The sequence below is a fragment of the Nocardiopsis sinuspersici genome (genome assembly GCF_001998325.1).
Classification (GTDB): Bacteria; Actinomycetota; Actinomycetes; order Streptosporangiales; family Streptosporangiaceae; genus Nocardiopsis; species Nocardiopsis sinuspersici.
Genome location: NZ_MCOK01000001.1, coordinates 747137 through 766017 on the forward strand (window position 1 = coordinate 747137; position 18881 = coordinate 766017).

The window sequence follows — 18881 nt, forward strand, 5'->3', positions numbered from 1 at the left end:
TTGACCTCCCTGCTCGACGTCCGCGACCTGTGCGTCACCTACCGCACCGGCGGCGGCGACGTCCCCGCCGTACGCGGCGTGGACCTGGCCCTGGACCCCGGCGGCACCCTGGGCCTGGCGGGGGAGTCCGGCAGCGGCAAGTCCACCGTCGCCCTGGCCCTGCTGCGCCTGCTGCCCGGGACCGCCGGTGTCACCGGCGAGGTGCTCCTGGAGGGCGAGAACGTCCTCGACATGCGCTGGGGCCGCCTGCGCGCGGTCCGCTGGGCGGGCGCCTCCATCGTCTTCCAGGGCGCCATGCACTCGCTCAACCCGGTCCGGCGGATCGGCGACCAGATCGCCGAGCCCATGGCCGTCCACGGCACGGTCCCCGCCGGGGAGGTGCCCGCACGGGTCACCGCGCTCCTGGAGCAGGTAGGCCTGCCCGACTCCCGGTACCGCGACTACCCCCACCAGCTGTCCGGAGGCCAGCGCCAGCGGGTCATGATCGCCATGGCGCTGGCGTGCGAGCCCCGCCTGGTCATCGCCGACGAGGCCACCACCGCCCTGGACGTGATGATCCAGGCGCAGATCCTGACCCTGCTGAAGCGGCTGGTCGCCGAACACGGCATCGGCATGCTGATGATCAGCCACGACCTGTCCGTGCTGTCCTCCACCTGCGACCGGGTCGCGATCATGTACGCGGGGCGGATCGTGGAGCAGGGACCGGCCCGGGAGGTCGTGCACGAGCCCGCGCACCCCTACGCCGACGCGCTCAGCGCGGCCTTCCCCCGCATCGGCGACCCGGCCTCGCGCCTGGCGCCACGGGGCCTGCCCGGCGACCCGCCCGATCCGGCGGACCGGTCCCCGGGCTGCGTCTTCCGGCCGCGCTGCGCGGTGGCCGAGACCGTGTGCGCCACGGTCGACCCGCCCCTGTGGCCGGTGGACCCCGACGCCGAGGGCGCCTCCACCCGGCAGGCGGCGTGCGTGCACGTGGGTCCCGCCCGACCGCTGACGGCCGCCCCCACAGAGGAGAAGCGCCCTTGAGCACCACCGAGACCGACTCCCACGAGACCCCGCCCACGTCCGGGGAGGGAACCGTCCCCGTCCTGAGCGCCAGGGGGGTGGAGGTCGCCTTCGCGGCCGGGTTCGCCCCCGGCGGCGGACGGGGCACCGCCCGTGCCGTGGACGGCGTCAACCTCGACATCGCCGCGGGGGAGATCGTGGCGCTGGTGGGGGAGTCCGGCTGCGGCAAGACCACGCTGGCCCGGACCCTGCTGGGCCTGGAGCGGCCCACCGGCGGCGACGTGGTGTTCGAGGGAGTCCCACTGCGCTACGGCTCCCGCGACATGCGCCGCTACCGGCGCCGGGTGCAACTGGTGCAGCAGGACCCCACCGGTTCGCTCAACCCGCGCCGCACCGTCTACGAGTCCGTGGCCGAGGGTCTGCGCATCCACGGGGGCACCACCGCCGACGAGTCCGACCGGGTCGGCGCGGCACTGGCCGAGGCGGGCCTGCGCCCGCCGGAGCGGTTCTTCCCCCGCTACCCGCACGAGCTGTCCGGGGGCCAGCGCCAGCGCGTGGTGATCGCGGGTGCGCTGGTGCTGGGCCCCGAGGTGCTGGTGGCCGACGAGCCGGTGGCCTCCCTGGACGCGTCGGTGCGCGGCGAGATCCTGCGCCTGATCCTGGACCTGCGCGCCGGCCTGGGGCTGTCGGCCCTGGTGGCCACGCACGACCTGGGACTGGCGTGGAACATCGCCGACCGGGTCGCGGTGATGTACCTGGGCAGGGTGGTGGAGCTGGGCACGGTGGAGGAGGTGCTGGCCGCGCCGGCCCATCCCTACACCCGGGCGCTGCTGTCGGTGCTGCCGGACGCGGAGGGCGAGCCGGTGGTGCTGTCCGGCGAGCCGCCGGACCCCAAGCGCGTGCCCCGGGGGTGCCGGTTCCATCCGCGCTGCCCGGTGCTGGCCTCGGGCGAGGCCGAGCGCGCGGGGGTCGCCGACCGCTGCCGCACCGAGGACCCGGCGATCCTGGAGGGCGGCGCCGAGCGGCGGGTGGCCTGCCACTGGGCGGCGGCCGACACGGCCGGACGGATCCGCGGCCGGGAGGCGGACACCGGTTGAGGCCGGGGCGGGGCACCGGCCGCGGACGTCTCCGCGAACACACCGGACACACCTGTCCTCCATGACCGGATCCGGCCACGGAGAGGGGGAGCCGCAGCGGAACAGCGCTTTCGCGGACCCGGTTCAGGACCGACATGCCATCTGAAACCGTCATCCCCGGCCCCGACGTCTCCGCTCCGGCACCACGCCCCGAGCGCTTCACCACCGACCGCGACTTCTGGCACGGCGCGGAGCTGGACCTGGACGCCTACCTGGCCCGTGTGGGCCTGTCCGGCGACCTGCCGCCCACCTTGGACACCCTGCGCGCCGTACACCGCGCCCACCTGGCCGCCATCCCCTTCGAGAACCTTCAGATCGTCCTGGGGCGCACGATCCCGCTGGACGTGCCCTCGCTGGTGGACAAGATGGTCCGCCGGCGCAGGGGCGGATACTGCTAAGAGCAGAACCTCCTGCTGGCGGCCGTGCTCGACCGCCTGGGCTTCGCGGTCACCGGGTTCGCCGCCCGGGTCCTGTCCGGTGCGACCGGAGGTCCCCGGCCCTCCACCCACTCCCTGCTACGCGTGGACCTGGACGAGGGGCCCTGGCTGGCCGACGTCGGCTTCGGCGGCGGGGGCCTGCTCGAACCGGTCCCCTCACCGACGGCCACCAGGAGGTCCAGGGAGGGTGGGGGCTGCGCCTGGACCGTGTGGCGGAGGTGGGCGAGGACGAGTGGCTGCTGCGCTCCTTCGACGGACGGGAGTGGCGCCCGCAGTACTCCTTCGCCACCGCCGCGGCGGTGCGCCAGGACTACGCGATCTTCAGCTTCGCTTTGGCGAGGAGCCCCGGAGCTGAAGCCCCGGGAGGCATCGCCGCGCAAACCACACCGGTCCTCTGGTGACGGGGGTCACACCGGGCTGCTTTTGGCTGCGTTCTGTCACTGGCCGGTTGCATGATGGTGGGTGTGTCGAAGATCGTCGTGCAGCTCAAGCTCACGCCGTCGCCCGAGCAGGCCACGGTGCTGGAGTCGACCCTGCGCGATCTCAACACCCACGCCACCTGGGTGGCGCAGGTGGCCCACGAATGCGGGGTGACGCGCAACTATGAGCTGCGCAAGCACACCTACCAGCAGTTGCGCGAGGCCGGGGTGGGGTCTCAGGCCGCCCAGCACACCATCAAGAAAGTGTGCGACGCCTACCGCACCCGCCGCTCGAACCTGAACCACGGCAACTACGGCCCGAAGGGTTCGGTGCGCCGGGAGCGGATCGAGTCCAGGCCCATTACCTTTCGCCCCGACTCCGGGCACCCCTATGATGCGCGCAACCTGTCCTTCGCCCTGGATGCGCGCACGATCTCGCTGTGGACCTTCCAGGGCCGGTTGAAGGACGTGCCGTTCGCCGGATCAACCGACCAGATCAAGGCCCTGGCCGAGTACAAACACGGCGAGGCCGACCTGCTCTGCCGGGACGGCACCTGGTTCCTGGCGGTCACCGTCGACGTCCCTGACGCCCCCGAGATCGAGCCCGGCTCCTTCCTCGGGGTGGACCTGGGGATCGTCAACATCGCCACCACCAGCGACGGGCAGGTCCTAGCCGGGCGTAAACCCAACCGGTACCGCCGACGACAGCAGCGCCTGCGCCAGAAATTGCAGAAGAAAGGCACCAAGTCCACCAGGCGGCTGCTCAAACGTCAGCGCCGTAAGGAGTCCCGCCGTTCCCGGGACGCCAACCACCGGATTTCCAAACGCATCGTGGCCGAGGCCGAACGCACCTTGCGCGGAATCGCCCTGGAAGACCTCACGGGCATCCGGCAGAGGGTACGGCAGAGAAAGCCCCAACGGGTCGCGTTGCATTCCTGGGCCTTCGCCCAACTCGCGGGCTTCATCTCCTACAAGTCCAAGCGGGCCGGTGTGCCAGTGGTGTTCGTGAATCCGGCCTACTCCTCCCAGGAGTGCGCCGAGTGTTCCTGCACCCACCGGCACAACCGGATCTCCCAGGCTGTGTTCACCTGCCGGTCGTGTGGTGTCGTTGCGCACGCGGACCGGAACGCTTCCCGTGTCCTGGCCCGTCGGAGCCAGGACGTGTGGGACGCGGGGCGGTAGTCACACGTCCCACCCGCGTTCCCCTGGGTTCGCGGGTCAGACGCGGTGGATGTTCCTGGCAGCCAGTCAGGTGTTCAACTGCAAGCTCGGTCGTTCACGGCCGAGAAGCTGACCCACCACCTGGTCGGCCACCCGCGCTCGCCGTTCCGGGGCGGGCTGGTGGCCCAGTACACCGGTCCGGGCCTCCAGCACCGGCTGACGGACACCACCCTGACCGTCTCCGCGCCCGACGGCACCAGCGAGGAGCGCGAGGTGCCCGTCGAAGAGGTGGGGCGGCTGTTGGAGGAGGTGTTCGGCATCGTCCTCGACCAGGAGGAACGGGCCGTCGTCGAGGAGCGGCTCCGGGAGTTCACCGGAATGTGAGGGTCGTCACACGCCGGTGGGTGGGGGCCCGCCCACCCACCGCGAAGGCCTCTACCACCTGGCCTCCCGATTCCGGTGCACGTCGTTCGTATCGGGAGTGTCCTGACTTCTTCGGAGATTCGTGGGCATTACACGCGTTCCGTCTGACGTCGTCGTGGGCAGGACTTGGAATCGTCAGGCGTCATCCGGCAGGGATGACCGCTGTCGAGGGGGTAGCCCATGGCCCGGATGACCACGGAAGACGTTCACGAGTACATCAACGGCATCTGCTTCAAGACCGGCCCTCCCGGAAAGGTCGGCGCCGAGACCGAGTGGCTGGTCACCGACCTGGCCGACCCGGACGCACCCGTCTCCGTCGACCGCCTCGCGGCGCTGGTGGAGGCGGGCGGCCCCCCGCCCGGGGGGAGCCGCATCACCTTCGAACCCGGCGGACAGCTCGAACTCAGCTCGCCCGCCCTCCCAGGACCGGCGCGGGCGCACGAGGCGCTCTCGGCCGACCTGGGCCACATCGGCAAGACCCTCGCCGAATCCGGGCTGCACCTGGTGGAGACCGCGCTCGACACCGCGCGCCCGCCGCGGCTCCAGCTCCGGGAGCCCCGCTACACGGCCATGGAGCGGTTCTTCGCCAACCACCGGTACTCCGGCGGCCACACCATGATGTGCAGCACCGCCTCGCTCCAGGTGTGCCTGGACATCGGCGCGGACGCCGCCGACGTCCGCGCCCGCTGGGAGCTCAGCCACCGGCTCGGCCCCGTGCTCGTCGCCGCCTTCGCCAACTCCGCCTTCTGGCGGGGCCGTCCCACCGGCTGGGAGTCCACCCGCTGGGCCATCTGGGCGACCATCGACTCCACCCGGACCCGGCCGGTCCTGGACGAGGGCAGCCACCCCGACCCCGCCACGGCGTGGGCCGAGTACGCGCTGGCCGCGAACGTCATGGCGGTCCCGGCGTGCACCGACACGGGCACCTCCTGGACCGCGGACCCCGGCGTCACCCTCGCCCAGTGGATCGACGGGCAGGGGCCCCGTCCGATCACCCGCGCCGACCTGGACTTCCACCTCAGTACGCTCTTCCCGCCCGTGCGCCCGCGCGGCTGGTGGGAGCTGCGCATGATCGACGCGCTCCCCACGCACTGGTGGCCGGTCCCGGTGGCGCTCGCCGCCGCCCTGGTCGACGACCCCCGCGCCCGGGCCGTGGCGGAGGAGTCCACCGAGAGGCTGTGCCGGGGGCGCTTCCCCGACCGCCGCCTGTGGATGCGGTCCGCCCAGCACGGCATCACCGACCCCGAGGTCGCCCGGTGCGCCCGGACCTGCTTCGACGCCGCCGTCGAGGCACTGCCGCGCATGGGCGCCGCCGCCCTGTCCGTCCTGGTCAACGACTACGCCGACCGCTACACGCGGCGGGGGACCAGCCCCGCCCGGACGCGGCCGCGCGTGCCCGCACCGCGCCCGGTGCGCGGGCGGCAGCCCGCGGAGCGGTCCGCGGGTCCCGACTCCGGACACGCTGGAGGAGCACGGTGAACCACGCACAGGAGCGCGCCAAGGAGCGCATCGCCGCCGAACTCGACCGCAGCAGGGCCAGCAGCAACGGGCTGACGCTCGACGCCCTCGACGAGGAGGAGCTGCTCGCCCAGCACTCGCCCCTGATGTCGCCGCTGGTGTGGGACCTGGCGCACGTCGGCAACTACGAGGAGCAGTGGCTGCTGCGCGCGGCCGGGGGGCGCGAGGCGCTGCGCCCCGACATCGACGGCCTCTACGACGCCTTCGAGAACTCGCGCGCCGAACGTGTCAGCCTGCCGCTGCTGCGCCCGGACGAGGCCCGTGCGTACAACGACCGGGTACGCGGGGAGGTGCTCGACGTCCTGGACTCGGCCGACCTCGGTGTGCCCGGACCGCGCGGCGACCGGTCCCCCCTGCTGGAGGCGGGACTCGTCTACCACCTGGTCATCCAGCACGAGCACCAGCACGGTGAGACCATGCTCGCCACCCACCAGCTCCGCAAGGGCGAGCCCGTCCTGCTGGAGGAGACCGCCGACGTCGCCATGCTGCGCCCGCCCGCCCAGAAGGAGGTGCTCGTGCCCGAGGGCGAGTTCACCATGGGCACCGACGACGACCCCTGGGCCTACGACAACGAGCGCCCGGCCCGCACCGTCGACCTGGGTCCCTACTGGATCGACACCGCGCCCGTCACCAACGCGGCCTACCGGGAGTTCATGGACGACGGCGGCTACCAGGACCGCCGCTGGTGGACCCCCGAGGGATGGGAGTGGCGGGAGGAGAGGGGCGCCCTCTCCCCGGCCTTCTGGGCCCGCGAGGGCGACGGGTGGTCCCGCCGCAGGTTCGGCCGCCGCGAGATGGTGCCCGACGACGAGCCCGTGCAGCACGTCAGCTTCCACGAGGCGCGGGCCTACGCCGCCTGGGCGGGCAAGCGGCTGCCGAGCGAACCCGAGTGGGAGAAGGCCGCCCGCTTCGACCCGCGCACCGGCCGTTCCCGCCGCTACCCGTGGGGGGAGACCGAACCGGGGCCCCACCACGCCAACCTGGGCCGGCGCAGGCTGGGCCCCTCCCCGGCGGGGCGCCACCCCGAAGGCGCCTCCCCGCTGGGCGTGCAGCAGCTGGTCGGCGACGTGTGGGAGTGGACCTCCACCACCTTCACCGGCTACCCCGGGTTCAGGGCCTTCCCGTACCGCGAGTACTCGGAGGCCTTCTTCGACGACGGGTACAAGGTGCTGCGGGGCGGCTCCTGGGCCACCCACCCCACCGCCGCCCGGTCCACGTTCCGCAACTGGGACCACCCGGTCCGGCGGCAGATCTTCAGCGGCTTCCGCTGCGCACGCGACGCGGAACCCGCCTGATGTGCCGCCACCTCGCCTACCTGGGGCCGCCGCGCACGGTGCACGAGCTGCTGTACGCGGCGCCCCGGTCGCTGTACGTCCAGTCCTGGGCACCGCGCATGCAGAGGTACGGCACCGTCAACGCCGACGGGTTCGGCGTCGGCTGGTATCCCCGGCAGGACGCCGAGCCGCTGCGCTACCGCCGGGCCATGCCCATGTGGGGCGACGCGTCCTTCGCCGACGCCGCCCGCGCCATCACCTCCGGGTGCGTGGTGGCCGCCGTCCGCGACGCCACCCCCGGGTTCGGCTCCGAGGAGTCGGGTGCCCAGCCCTTCCGGGCCGACCGGCTGCTGTTCAGCCACAACGGCGCGGTCAAGGACGACGAGGCGCTCGCCGCGGCGTTCTCCTCGCCTCCGCCGCGAGGTGTGCTGGACGCCCGTGCCGCCCTGGACTCCGCGCCCCTGTTCGCGCACACCGTGCGGCTGTGGCGGGCCTCGGGCGACCTGCCCGGAGCCCTGGCCGGCGTGGTCCGCCAGGCCCGCGAGCACTCCGGGGGCCGCTACAACCTGCTGGCCAGCGACGGCGGCGCGCTCGTCGGCACGGCCGCCGGGGACACCCTGTTCACCCTGCGCGAGCCCGGTGGAGGGGTCTTCCTCGCCTCGGAGCCCTTCGACGACGCACCCGGCTGGCGCGAGGTCCCCGACGACTCGGTGGTCGTGGCCACGGGGGAGCGCACCGAGATCCACCCGCTGGGCTGAGGGGACCCCTCCACCTTCCGCAACCGCACCCGTCCCGTCCCGGACCAGCCCGGGACGCAGGAGGCACCATGTTCCGGATCGACCGCAACCTGACCGCCGACGACCTCGACAAGGCCCTGCGCGCGGACGTGGCCGAGGGGCTGAGCGCACGGCCCAAGCGGCTCCCGCCCAAGTGGTTCTACGACGAGCGCGGCAGCGCCCTGTTCGAGGAGATCACCGCGCTGCCCGAGTACTACCCCACCCGCGCCGAACGCGCCATCCTGGAGCTGCGGGCCGACGCGGTCGCCGAGTCGGCGGACGCCGAGGCGCTCATCGAGCTCGGCTCCGGCTCGGGGATCAAGACGCGGCTCCTGCTGGAGGCCATGGGCGACCACGGCCGCCTCAACCGCTTCGTGCCCGTCGACGTCAGCGGCGACTTCCTCGCCTCCTCCGCCCGCCGCGTCGCCGACGACCACCCCGGGCTGGACGTGCACGCCGTCGTCGGGGACTTCGAGGAGCACCTCGGCCTGCTGCCGGTCGCCTCGGCCGGTGAGCGCCGGCTCCTGGCCGTCCTCGGCTCCACCATCGGCAACCAGGAGCCCGGTCCGCGCGCCGCCTTCCTCCGGGACGTCCGCGGCGTCCTCGGCCACGGCGACTCGCTGCTGCTCGGCGTCGACCTGGTCAAGGACGCCGCCCGCCTGGTCGCCGCCTACGACGACGCCCAGGGGATCACCGCGGCCTTCAACCGCAACGTCCTCAACGTCATCAACCACAAGCTCGGCGCCGACTTCGACCCCGCCGCCTTCGACCACCTGGCGCGCTGGAACGCCGAGCGGGAGTGGATCGAGATGCGGCTGCGCTCCCGGACCGACCAGCGCGTCCGGATCGCCGGCCTGGGCCTGGAGGTCGACTTCGCCGCGGGGGAGGAGATGCTCACCGAGATCTCGGCCAAGTTCCGCAGGGAGGGCCTGGCCGCCGAGCTGGACGCCGCCGGGTTCGACCTCGTCCACTGGTGGACCGACCCGGACGGGGACTTCGCGCTCGCCCTGGCCTCGGTCCGCTGACCCTCCCGTTCCGGTACGCTCATGCCGTGTTCAAGGTAGGAGTTTTCGGCGCCGACGGGCGCATGGGGTCAGAGGTCGTCAGGGCGGTTCAGGGCGCCGACGACATGGAACTCGTCGCGGGCGTGGACAGCGCCGACGACCGGAGCGCGGTGCTGGGGGCCGACTGCGTCGTCGACTTCACCCACCCCGAGGCGGTGATGGACAACCTGGAGTGGCTCATCGGCCACGGGATCCACGCCGTCGTGGGCACCAGCGGCTTCGACGAGGCCAAGCTGGAACGCGTGCGCGCCATGCAGGCCGCCGCACCCGGGTCCAAGGTGCTGGTCGCCCCGAACTTCGGCATCGCCGCCGTGCTGATGATGCACTTCGCGCGCAAGGCCGCGCCGTACTTCGACTCCACCGAGATCATCGAGCTGCACCACCCGGGCAAGGCCGACGCCCCCAGCGGCACCGCCTACCGGACCGCCGAGCTGGTCGCCGAGGCCCGCCGCGAGGCCGCGGCCGCGCCCATGCCCGACGCCACCACCTCCGAGATCCCCGGTGCCCGCGGCGCCGACGTGGAGGGCGTGCGCGTGCACGCGCTGCGCATCGCCGGGCTCATCGCCCACCAGGAGGTCGTGTTCGGCACGGACGGGGAGACCCTCAAGATCCGGCACGACTCGATGAACCGCACCTCCTTCATGCCGGGCGTGCTGCTGGGCGTGCGGGGGGTGGCCGACCTGTCCGAGCCGCTCACCGTGGGCCTGGACGCCCTCCTCGGCCTGGACTAGGAGAAGGGCCGCCCCCCGTGCCGGGCGCGGCCCTCCCAGCGCCCTCCCGGGGCGTCTACGCGCCGCGGCGGCAGGTGAGGAACACCTGGACCTCGGGCCGGGCGCCCTCGGGCTCGTAGGAGACGACCCGCTCGTCCTCCACGATCAGCCCGGCCCCCGCCACCACCCGGCGCAGCTCCTCGCGCGGGTAGCCCGACACCCGGATGTCCGAGCCCAGGAACGGGATCGCAGCGTCGTCCAGGTCGGCCTCCACCATGGACAGGCACAGCAGCCCGCCCGGCGTCAGGGAGGCGCGGATACGGCTCAGCGCCTCGGGGATGCGTGCCTTGGGCAGGCACAGCAGGGAGAAGAACGCCACGATGGCGTCGTAGGAGGCCTCCGCCGGTTCCAGGTCGAGGATGTCGGCCTGGACGAACGTCGCCTCCGGCACGTTCCGACGGGCGATCTCGATCATCCGCCCGGAGATCTCGTAGCCGGTGACCCGCGCGCCGGCGGCCGCCAGCTGTCTGGTGGTGGGCAGACCCGTGCCCGATCCCAGGTCGAGTACGTGCGCGTCGGGCGGCAGGAGGTCCAGCAGCCGCCGTACCCGCTCCTCCTGGCCCTCCTTCCGGGGGAAGGCCTCGTCGTAGCGTTCCCCGATCGCGTCGAACGCGGCGGCCTGCCGGGCCGAGCGCTCCGCCCACGCCTGCGGGTCCGGAGCCTGTTCGAGGGGGTCGGGGGCGGTGTTCTCACTGGGCACGGTGTCATCTCTCTCTGCCGTGTCGTACGCGCCTGTCTGGGGTGGGGCCGCATCCTACTGTGCTCCGGCGAAGCGGGAGACCGCTGTGCGGTCGGCCGTCCGGCGTGTCGGCCCGGGAGCCGCCGCCGGCCGGAGGCCTCCGGGGCCTTCGCGGGCCCCGGGGAGCACCGCGGTCAGCCCAGCAAGAGCGCGACCGAGAGCAGCAGGCCGAAGGCCATCTGCAGCTTGCCGGTCTCTCCCAGGCCCAGCACCAGGTCGCGGCCGGCCTGGCCGCCCAGCACGCGCCGCACCGGCGACGCCGCGAGCGGTACCGACAAGAGGACCAGCGGCGTCCACCAGGACACCGGGGTCAGCGCCAGCGCCGCCGCGTAGGCGACCACGATCGCCCCCGCGTACAGGCGCCGGGTGCCCGCCTCGCCCAGCCGCACGGCCAGGGTGATCTTGCCGGTCTCGCGGTCGGTCGGGATGTCGCGCAGGTTGTTGATCACCAGTACCGAGCAGGACAGCAGCCCCACCGGCACCGACGCCACCCACGCCTGCCACGGCGCCGAGCCGAGCTGCACGAACACCGTGCCCACCACGGCCACCACGCCGAAGAACACGAACACCGAGACCTCGCCCAGGCCCCGGTACCCGTACGGGGCGCGGCCGCCGGTGTAGTACCAGGCCGCCGCGATCGCCAGGGCGCCCACCAGCAGCAGCCACCACGACGAGGTCGCCACCAGGACCAGGCCGACCGCACCGGCGAGGGCGAAGCTGCCCAGGGCCGCCGCCAGCACCTGTCCCGGCGCGGCGAGGCCGGTCGCGGTCAGGCGGACCGGGCCCGTCCGCTCCTCGGTGTCGGTGCCCTTCACGCCGTCGCTGTAGTCGTTGGCGAAGTTCACGCCGACCTGCAGCGCCATGGACACCGCCAGGGCCAGCAGCGCCTTCCACCAGACGAACCCGTCCAGGGCGACGGCCAGGGCCGTGCCGACCGCCACCGGCACGACGGAGTTCGGAAGTGTACGGGGACGCAGCCCCGAGACCCATTCACTGACCGTGGCCACGCGCCGGTCCCTCCCCGCTCGACGACGGCGCGTACCACCCGGTGCGCGCCGAGACAACCACCCCAAGGTAGTGCCTGCCCAGAGCGGTCCCCAACCCGCGTCCGCCCATCCGTGCCGTGCCGGGCCGGCGGCGGGGCGGGCGGCGGGGCGGGCGGCTCAGCGGGAGATCGCCGCGTGCAGGCGCACCATCGGGAGCAGCCTTCCCATGTCGATCTCGCGGCGGGCGCCGTCCGGGCGCCACCCGGAGGCCTCGAAGAACGCGCGCAGCGCGTTGTCGGCCTCGGGCACCCACACGTGCACGGTGGTGAAGCCGTCGTCCACCAGGTGGTCCACACACGCGTTCACCAGGCGGCTGCCGTGTCCCTGGCGCGCCCGGTCGGGGTCCACGTGCAGGGCGAAGACCTCCGCGTCCGTGGCGGGCCACACGTCCGGGTCCCCGGCCGGGCCGAACGCCGCGAAACCGGTCACCGTCCGCACCCCGCCGACCTCGTCGGTGGACACCACCAGCCTGTGCCTGGAGGTGGGCGGGGACTGCAGGGCCGCGGTCCACTGCTCCCGGAACTGTTCACGGGCCTCCTCACCGCCCAGCGCGTCGGCCACGTCCTCGGGCAGCAGCGCCCCGTACACCGCCCGCCAGGAGGCCACCTGGACGTCGACGACGGTGTCCACGTCGGAGGCACGGGCGGGGCGGACGAACTGGGCACTGGACACGGTGGAATCTCCTTCGAGGGGGGCTGCGACACGCCTGACGGCAAGGTCACCTACACCGGAGTTCCCGGACCTTGCCACGGCATGGGAACATCTACCTTGTGAGCCTCATTATCAGAGTTATCGTGAACGCGCTCGCCCTTTGGGCGGCTGTCTTTCTGATCGACGGGATCAACGTCACGGCGCAGGACACGGTCGGACAGATCCTGGTCTACCTCGCCGTCGGCGCGATCTTCGGCGTGGTCAACGCGATTATCAAACCGATCGTCAAAGCAGTCGGGTGCTTGTTCTACGCTCTGACACTGGGCCTGATCGGCCTGGTGGTGAACGCACTCCTGCTCCTGCTCACGGACTGGATCGCCGGGCTGTTCGACCTGCCCTTCCACATCGAGGGGTTCTGGCCCGCCTTCTGGGGCGCGATAGTCGTCACCATCGTGAGCTGGCTGCTGAGCATGTTCCTTCCCGACGGCGGGGACGACTAGCAGTCACACAACCCTCCCGTCCGCCCTGACCTGCGTGCGGACCCCGGGCCCGTCCGGATGGTACGGGCCCGGGACGGGTAGGTTCACATTCTCGGAGCCATCAACCTCGACCCACGAGGACGGTGGCCTGGCGGGAGCCGGATCCCGCGCCCCCAGGGGCACCCCAGATCTTTCCCGCGACCGTCGTGTACACGCCGGTCGCGGTGGCGGACACGCAGTGCCGCCCACCCGTGCACGAAAGAAGAAGACACGGGACGTCCACAGCTGCCGACGCACACCGAGAGGAGGAGGGGCTACCACGGACCCCACCGCCCGCGGGCGGCGGTCCGCACGCCTTTCACACACGATGGTGGACACCAAGAACCGCCCGTTCGGCAAGATGCTGACCGCGATGGTCACCCCGATGCTCGAAGACGGGGAGCTCGACTACGAGGGCGCGGCCAGACTGGCCGCCTACCTCGTCGACGAGCAGCACAACGACGGGCTCATCATCAGCGGCACCACCGGTGAGTCGCCCACGACCAGCGACGACGAGAAGGACCGCCTTCTCAGAGCCGTCGTGGAGTCCGTCGGCGACCGCGCCACGGTCGTCGCCGGGGTCGGTACCAACGACACCCGCCACAGCATCAGGCTGGCCAAGGCGGCCGAGAAGGCGGGGGCGCACGGCCTGTTGACGGTCACTCCGTACTACAACAAGCCGCCGCAGGAAGGCCTCATCCGGCACTTCACGTCGATCGCCGACGCCACCGACCTGCCGGTCATGCTCTACGACATCCCGCACCGCACCGGGACGCCGATCGCCTCCGAGACCCTGGTCCGGCTGGCCGAGCACCCGCGCATCGTGGCCAACAAGGACGCCAAGGACAACGTCGGCGCCAGCTCCTGGGTCATGGAGCGCACCGACCTGGCCTTCTACTGCGGCACCGACATCCTCAACCTGCCGCTGCTGTCCGTCGGCGCCGCCGGGTTCGTCAGCGTCGTGGGCCACATCGTCGGCTCCGACCTGCGCGACATGATCGACGCCTTCGAGAAGGGCGAGGTCGGCCAGGCCCTGGCCATCCACCGCCGCCTCACCCCGGTCTACACCGGTATGTTCCGTACGCAGGGCGTCATCACCACCAAGGCCGTGCTCAACCTGTTCGGGCTGCCTTCGGGCCCGGTGCGCACACCGCTCGCCGACGCCTCGTCCGAGCTCCAGGCCCTCCTCCGCGAGGACCTGGCCGCCGCGGGCGTCAAGGGCCCCATCGGCCTCGCCCCACACCAGGCCGTCCCCGCCAGCGCCGTGCGCGTCGAGCGCCTCACGGAGGGATCCGTATGAGTCATCCGCACCCCGAGCTGGGTCCGCCGCCGCCCCTGGGCAAGGGCGCACTGCGCGTCGTCCCCCTGGGCGGCCTCGGCGAGATCGGCCGCAACATGACGGTCTTCGAGTACGGCGGACGCCTGCTCATCGTGGACTGCGGCGTGCTCTTCCCGGAGGAGGAGCAGCCCGGCGTCGACCTGATCCTGCCGGACTTCGACCACATCCGGGACCGGCTCGACGACGTCGAGGCGATCGTGCTCACCCACGGGCACGAGGACCACATCGGCGGTGTGCCGTTCCTGCTGCGCGAGCGGCCCGACATCCCGCTCGTCGGCTCCAAGCTCACCCTGGCGCTGATCACCGCCAAGCTGGGCGAGCACCGCATCAAGCCGGAGACCGTCCTGGTGGAGGAGGGGGAGCGGCACGACTGCGGCCCCTTCAACCTGGAGTTCTTCGCGGTCAACCACTCCATCCCGGACGCGCTCGCCGTGGGCATCCGCACCCCGGGCGGGACGGTGCTGCACACCGGCGACTTCAAGATGGACCAGCTGCCGCTGGACGGACGCCTGACCGACCTGGCGGGCTTCGCCCGGTTCGGCGACGAGGGCGTCGACCTGCTGCTGTCGGACTCCACCAACGCCGAGCAGCCCGGCTTCATCATCAACGAGCGCAACCTGACCGAGGCCATCGACAAGGTGTTCCGGCAGGCCGAGAAGCGCATCGTGGTGGCCTGTTTCGCCTCGCACGTGCACCGTGTCCAGCAGGTTATCGACGCCGCCGTCCAGCACGGGCGCAAGATCGCGTTCGTGGGCCGGTCCATGGTCCGCAACATGAACATCGCGCGCGACCTGGGCTACCTGAGCGTTCCCGGTGACACCATCATCGACGCCAAGCAGCTCGACCAGGTGCGCCCCGAAGAGGTGCTCATGGTCTGCACCGGCTCGCAGGGCGAGCCGATGGCGGCGCTCAGCCGGATGGCCAACCGCGACCACCAGATCCGGATCGAGCAGGGCGACACCGTGCTGCTCGCCTCCTCCCTGATCCCGGGCAACGAGAACTCGGTCAACCGGGTGATCAACGGCCTGACCCGCTGGGGAGCCAACGTCGTGCACAAGGGCAACGCCCTGGTGCACGTGTCCGGGCACGCGCCCGCGGGCGAGCTGCTGTACGTGCTCAACATGGTGCGTCCGCGCAACTTCATGCCGGTGCACGGCGAGTGGCGGCACATGCGCGCCCACGCCGACCTGGCCAAGCTCACGGGCGTGCCCAAGGACCGCATCGTCATCGCCGAGGACGGCGTGGTCGTGGACGTGTACAAGAACCGCGCCAAGATCGTCGGCGCGGTGCAGGCCGGGTACGTGTACGTGGACGGCTCCTCGGTCGGCGACGTCACCGAGGCCTCGCTGAAGGACCGCCGCATCCTCGGCGAGGAGGGCTTCGTCTCCGTCGTCGTGGCCGTGGACTCCACCACGGGCAAGATCATGGGCGAGCCCGAGATCCACACCCGCGGCGCGGGCATCAGCGCGGACGCCTACGACGACGTCGTCGACAGGATCCAGGACGCCCTGGACAAGGCGGCGCGGGACGGGGTCAACGACCCCCACCAGTTGCGGCAGCTCATCCGCCGCAACACGGGCCGCTGGGTCAGCGACACCTACCGTCGCCGTCCCATGATCATCCCCGTCCTGGTCGAGGTCTGACCCGGAGCACCGGGGTCTGACCCGGAGCACGGTACGGCGAACGGCCCGGGCGCGCCACGGCGCGCCCGGGCCGTTCGCGTGCCCGGGTCCCGCGCCTCCGGGCGGAAGGCCGCCGCGCCGCCCCGTTCGGACGACACGCCGTGCCGTTGGAGGCCAACGGCGTGGACACCCCAGTAGGCTGCTCGCCGTGGCGGGCCGCCGTGCCCGACCGTCCGAACGACCCCGTCCTCCCGGAGGTGACCCCCGATGGCCACGCGCGCCTCCTCCGGAGGTTCCGGACGCAAGAAGCCCGCCGCGCGCAGGTCCGCGGCGAGGAAGCGCATGCCCGACGGGCCGATCGCCCTCGCCGTCACCATGTTCGGCCAGTTCCTGCTGGTGCTGTGGAAGCTGGTCGCGCACACCGTCGGCGGCTCCGCCCGTGCGGTCGGACGCAGTGCCCGGGGCCTGGACCCCGACCTGCGCCGCGACGGGGCCGGGCTGATCCTGCTCGCCGCGGGAGTCCTCATCGCCGCCGCCGTGTGGTGGCGCAGCGAGGGGCTCCTGCTGGAGTACACCCGCATGGTCGTGGTCGGCGGCTTCGGCACGTTCTCCCCGATCCTGCCGCTGCTGTTCCTGCCGATCGCGATCAGGCTGATGCGCACCCCCGGCAGCGGCCGGGAGGGTGACGCGGGACGGCTGTTCATCGGCTTCACCGCGATCATGCTGGGCCTGCTGGGCCTGATCCACATCGCCCGCGGCATCCCGCGGCCCTCCGACGGCCTGGAGGCCCTCCAGGGGGCGGGCGGGCTCATCGGCTTCGTCGCCTCCGGGCCGCTCAGCGCCGTGGTCACCCCCTGGCTGACCGGGGTGCTGCTGTTCCTGGTGCTGCTCTTCGGCGTGCTGGTGGTCACCGCCACCCCCATCCGCCGCATCCCCGAGCGCCTGCAGACCCTGTTCACCGCGCTCCTGGAGCGCGACGGCGGGCCCGACTCGGGGCTCGGCATCCTGGGCGACGACACGGCGGGTAAGCCCGCCAAGCCGCGCGGGCGCAAGCCCCGCAAGGCGGGCGCCGGGACCGTGGCGGGCGACCACGAGCGCCCCTACGACAGCCCGGTGCTGTCCGGTGGGCCCGAGGCCGCGCTCCCCGGCGAGGAGGAGGAGAAGGCCGCACTGCCGGCCGGGGCCGAGGAGACGGGGGCGGGGACGGCCGAGGAGGCCGGGACCGGGAGGAAGTCCGCGCGCGGGAAGAAGGTGAAGGTCCCCGACCCCACGCCGGCGCCCGCCACCACCGAGCAGCTGACCATCCCCTCCCGCGTGGTGGAGGGCGACTACGAGCTGCCGGCGCCGACCATGCTCAAACCCGGCAGCCCGTCCAAGCCGCGCACCAAGGCCAACGACGAGGTCGTGGCGGCCCTGTCCGGGGTGCTCACCCAGTTCAACATCGACGCCGACGTCACCGGCTTCACCCGCGGTCCGACGGTGACCCGCTACGAGATCGAGCTGGGACCGGCGGTCAAGGTCGAGAAGGTCACCGCCCTGGCCAAGAACATCTCCCTGTCCGTCAAGAGCGCCGACGTGCGCATCCAGTCGCCCATCCCCGGCAAGTCCGCGATCGGTGTGGAGATCCCCAACACCGACAAGGACATCGTGAGCCTGGGCGACGTGCTGCGGTCCCCGGCGGCGACCTCGGACGACCACCCCATGCTGGTGGGCCTGGGCAAGGACGTCGAGGGCTCCAACGTGGTCGCGAACCTGGCCAAGATGCCGCACGTGCTGGTCGCCGGTGCCACCGGCGCCGGTAAGTCCACCTGCATCAACGGGCTGATCACCTCGCTGATGATGCGCGCCACGCCCGACGAGGTGCGGATGATCCTGGTCGACCCCAAACGGGTCGAGCTGACCATGTACGAGGGCATCCCGCACCTGATCACCCCCATCATCACCAACCCCAAGAAGGCCGCCGAGGCCCTGCAGTGGGTGGTGGGGGAGATGGACCGCCGCTACGACGACCTGGCAGCCTCCGGGTACCGGCACATAGACGACTTCAACGCCGCCGTGCGCACCGGTGAGCTGACCGCCCCGCCCGGCAGCGAGCGCCACTACGAGCCCTATCCCTACCTGCTGGTGATCGTGGACGAGCTGGCCGACCTGATGATGGTCGCCCCCCGCGACGTGGAGGACGCCGTCGTGCGCATCACCCAGCTGGCCCGCGCCGCCGGCATCCACCTGGTACTGGCCACCCAGAGGCCCAGCGTCGACGTCGTCACCGGCCTGATCAAGGCCAACGTGCCCTCACGCCTGGCCTTCGCCACCTCCAGCCTGTCCGACAGCCGGGTCATCCTCGACCAGCCCGGGGCCGAGAAGCTGGTCGGCAAGGGCGACGCCCTCTTCCTGCCGATGGGCGCGGGCAAGCCCATCCGCCTCCAGAACGCCTGGGTGGCGGAGAAGGAGATCCGGGGGATCGTCGACCACTGCAAGCAGCAGTCCGCGCCCAGCTACCGCGAGGACGTGGCCGCCCCCGAGACCAAGAAGAAGCAGATCGACGAGGACGTCGGCGACGACCTCGACCTGCTCCTGCAGGCCGTCGAGCTGGTGGTCACCACCCAGTTCGGGTCCACGTCCATGCTCCAGCGCAAGCTGCGCGTCGGCTTCGCCAAGGCCGGTCGCCTGATGGACCTCATGGAGAGCCGTGACGTGGTCGGTCCCAGCGAGGGGTCCAAGGCCCGCGACGTGCTGGTCACCCCCGACGACCTTCCCGCCGTCCTGGCCGACATCCGCGGCTCCTGACCCGCCCCGGGCACGGGGCGGGCACGGGGCGGGCGCGGGACGCGCCGGAGTCTCGTGACCCGTGGCGCGGATTCCCGAACCTCCACTCGCATCCCTTAGGAACGGGCCTGCCCGATTTGGTGTGATCTTGGGGGCTTCATGGGGCGTGGTGACCTGCGAGAACACCCCTTGAGCAGGCAGAGTGGGTTCCGGCATAAAC

General features: G+C 72.3%; 16 protein-coding genes and 1 pseudogene. 14 read left to right on the plus strand and 3 right to left on the minus strand.

Annotated elements, in window-relative coordinates:
• The 10 genes and pseudogenes from NOSIN_RS03150 (at nt 1) to dapB (ending at nt 9941) form a co-directional block, all read left to right on the plus strand.
• Entirely contained in the window at nt 1–1023 is a 1023-nt protein-coding gene (locus NOSIN_RS03150) for an ABC transporter ATP-binding protein (protein WP_077689284.1), read from the plus strand.
• On the plus strand, nt 1020–2099 hold the full coding sequence (locus tag NOSIN_RS03155; protein ID WP_077689285.1) for an ABC transporter ATP-binding protein: 1080 nt from the start codon (nt 1020–1022) through the stop codon (nt 2097–2099). Before NOSIN_RS03150 ends, NOSIN_RS03155 begins: the two co-directional genes overlap by 4 nt.
• A gap of 134 nt (nt 2100–2233) precedes the next feature.
• A pseudogene (locus NOSIN_RS03160) lies at nt 2234–2955 on the plus strand (arylamine N-acetyltransferase family protein); the annotation flags it as partial.
• Nucleotides 2956–3030: 75 nt separating this feature from the next.
• The gene (locus NOSIN_RS03165) at nt 3031–4176 is read left to right on the plus strand and encodes an RNA-guided endonuclease InsQ/TnpB family protein (protein WP_077689286.1); all 1146 of its coding nucleotides are present in this window, start codon (nt 3031–3033) and stop codon (nt 4174–4176) included.
• 45 nt (nt 4177–4221) lie between these two features.
• The gene (locus NOSIN_RS26595; protein ID WP_143832841.1) at nt 4222–4539 is read left to right on the plus strand and encodes an arylamine N-acetyltransferase; all 318 of its coding nucleotides are present in this window, start codon (nt 4222–4224) and stop codon (nt 4537–4539) included.
• A 219-nt stretch (nt 4540–4758) separates the two neighbouring features.
• Complete coding sequence (gene egtA, locus NOSIN_RS03175) at nt 4759–6057, plus strand: ergothioneine biosynthesis glutamate--cysteine ligase EgtA (protein ID WP_077689288.1); 1299 nt, start codon at nt 4759–4761, stop codon at nt 6055–6057.
• On the plus strand, nt 6054–7391 hold the full coding sequence (egtB, locus tag NOSIN_RS03180) for an ergothioneine biosynthesis protein EgtB (RefSeq protein ID WP_077689289.1): 1338 nt from the start codon (nt 6054–6056) through the stop codon (nt 7389–7391). Before egtA ends, egtB begins: the two co-directional genes overlap by 4 nt.
• The gene (gene egtC / locus NOSIN_RS03185) at nt 7391–8128 is read left to right on the plus strand and encodes an ergothioneine biosynthesis protein EgtC (protein ID WP_077689290.1); all 738 of its coding nucleotides are present in this window, start codon (nt 7391–7393) and stop codon (nt 8126–8128) included. Before egtB ends, egtC begins: the two co-directional genes overlap by 1 nt.
• Before the next feature lie 68 nt (nt 8129–8196).
• Nucleotides 8197–9171 carry an L-histidine N(alpha)-methyltransferase gene (gene egtD / locus NOSIN_RS03190; RefSeq protein ID WP_077689291.1) on the plus strand — a complete coding sequence of 325 codons (975 nt, stop codon included), beginning with the start codon at nt 8197–8199 and terminating at the stop codon, nt 9169–9171.
• 26 nt (nt 9172–9197) lie between these two features.
• Nucleotides 9198–9941, plus strand: a complete 744-nt coding sequence (dapB, locus tag NOSIN_RS03195) for a 4-hydroxy-tetrahydrodipicolinate reductase (RefSeq protein WP_077689292.1) — start codon at nt 9198–9200, stop codon at nt 9939–9941.
• A gap of 55 nt (nt 9942–9996) precedes the next feature.
• On the opposite strand, the gene NOSIN_RS03200 is transcribed toward dapB, so the two are convergent.
• From NOSIN_RS03200 to NOSIN_RS03210, 3 genes are all read right to left on the minus strand, one after another.
• The gene (locus NOSIN_RS03200) at nt 9997–10680 is read right to left on the minus strand and encodes a class I SAM-dependent DNA methyltransferase (protein WP_077689293.1); all 684 of its coding nucleotides are present in this window, start codon (nt 10678–10680) and stop codon (nt 9997–9999) included.
• A 173-nt stretch (nt 10681–10853) separates the two neighbouring features.
• Nucleotides 10854–11726 carry a 1,4-dihydroxy-2-naphthoate polyprenyltransferase gene (locus tag NOSIN_RS03205; protein ID WP_077689294.1) on the minus strand — a complete coding sequence of 291 codons (873 nt, stop codon included), beginning with the start codon at nt 11724–11726 and terminating at the stop codon, nt 10854–10856.
• A gap of 156 nt (nt 11727–11882) precedes the next feature.
• A complete protein-coding gene (locus NOSIN_RS03210) occupies nt 11883–12437 on the minus strand; it encodes a GNAT family N-acetyltransferase (protein ID WP_077689295.1) in 555 nt (184 codons plus the stop codon).
• Between the two features lie 98 nt (nt 12438–12535).
• Between NOSIN_RS03210 and NOSIN_RS03215 the strand changes: the two genes are divergently transcribed.
• The 4 genes from NOSIN_RS03215 to NOSIN_RS03230 all read left to right on the plus strand — a co-directional run bounded on the left by NOSIN_RS03215 (nt 12536) and on the right by NOSIN_RS03230 (nt 18682).
• A complete protein-coding gene (locus NOSIN_RS03215) occupies nt 12536–12916 on the plus strand; it encodes a phage holin family protein (RefSeq protein WP_077689296.1) in 381 nt (126 codons plus the stop codon).
• A 346-nt stretch (nt 12917–13262) separates the two neighbouring features.
• Nucleotides 13263–14234 carry a 4-hydroxy-tetrahydrodipicolinate synthase gene (dapA, locus tag NOSIN_RS03220; RefSeq protein ID WP_077689297.1) on the plus strand — a complete coding sequence of 324 codons (972 nt, stop codon included), beginning with the start codon at nt 13263–13265 and terminating at the stop codon, nt 14232–14234.
• Entirely contained in the window at nt 14231–15916 is a 1686-nt protein-coding gene (locus NOSIN_RS03225) for a ribonuclease J (RefSeq protein WP_077689298.1), read from the plus strand. Before dapA ends, NOSIN_RS03225 begins: the two co-directional genes overlap by 4 nt.
• A 246-nt stretch (nt 15917–16162) precedes the next feature.
• Nucleotides 16163–18682, plus strand: coding sequence for a DNA translocase FtsK (locus NOSIN_RS03230; RefSeq protein ID WP_077689299.1), 2520 nt, complete (start codon nt 16163–16165; stop codon nt 18680–18682).
• Nucleotides 18683–18881 lie beyond the last annotated feature (199 nt).

Excerpts from the sequence above, each read along its gene's own strand:
- egtD (WP_077689291.1), top strand. The coding sequence starts at position 8,197 with ATGTTCCGGATCGACCGCAACCTGACCGCCGACGACCTCGACAAGGCC.
- egtC (WP_077689290.1), top strand. The coding sequence starts at position 7,391 with ATGTGCCGCCACCTCGCCTACCTGGGGCCGCCGCGCACGGTGCACGAG.
- NOSIN_RS03165 (WP_077689286.1), top strand. The coding sequence starts at position 3,031 with ATGGTGGGTGTGTCGAAGATCGTCGTGCAGCTCAAGCTCACGCCGTCG.
- dapA (WP_077689297.1), top strand. The coding sequence starts at position 13,263 with ATGGTGGACACCAAGAACCGCCCGTTCGGCAAGATGCTGACCGCGATG.
- NOSIN_RS03230 (WP_077689299.1), top strand. The coding sequence starts at position 16,163 with ATGGCCACGCGCGCCTCCTCCGGAGGTTCCGGACGCAAGAAGCCCGCC.
- NOSIN_RS03225 (WP_077689298.1), top strand. The coding sequence starts at position 14,231 with ATGAGTCATCCGCACCCCGAGCTGGGTCCGCCGCCGCCCCTGGGCAAG.
- egtA (WP_077689288.1), top strand. The coding sequence starts at position 4,759 with ATGGCCCGGATGACCACGGAAGACGTTCACGAGTACATCAACGGCATC.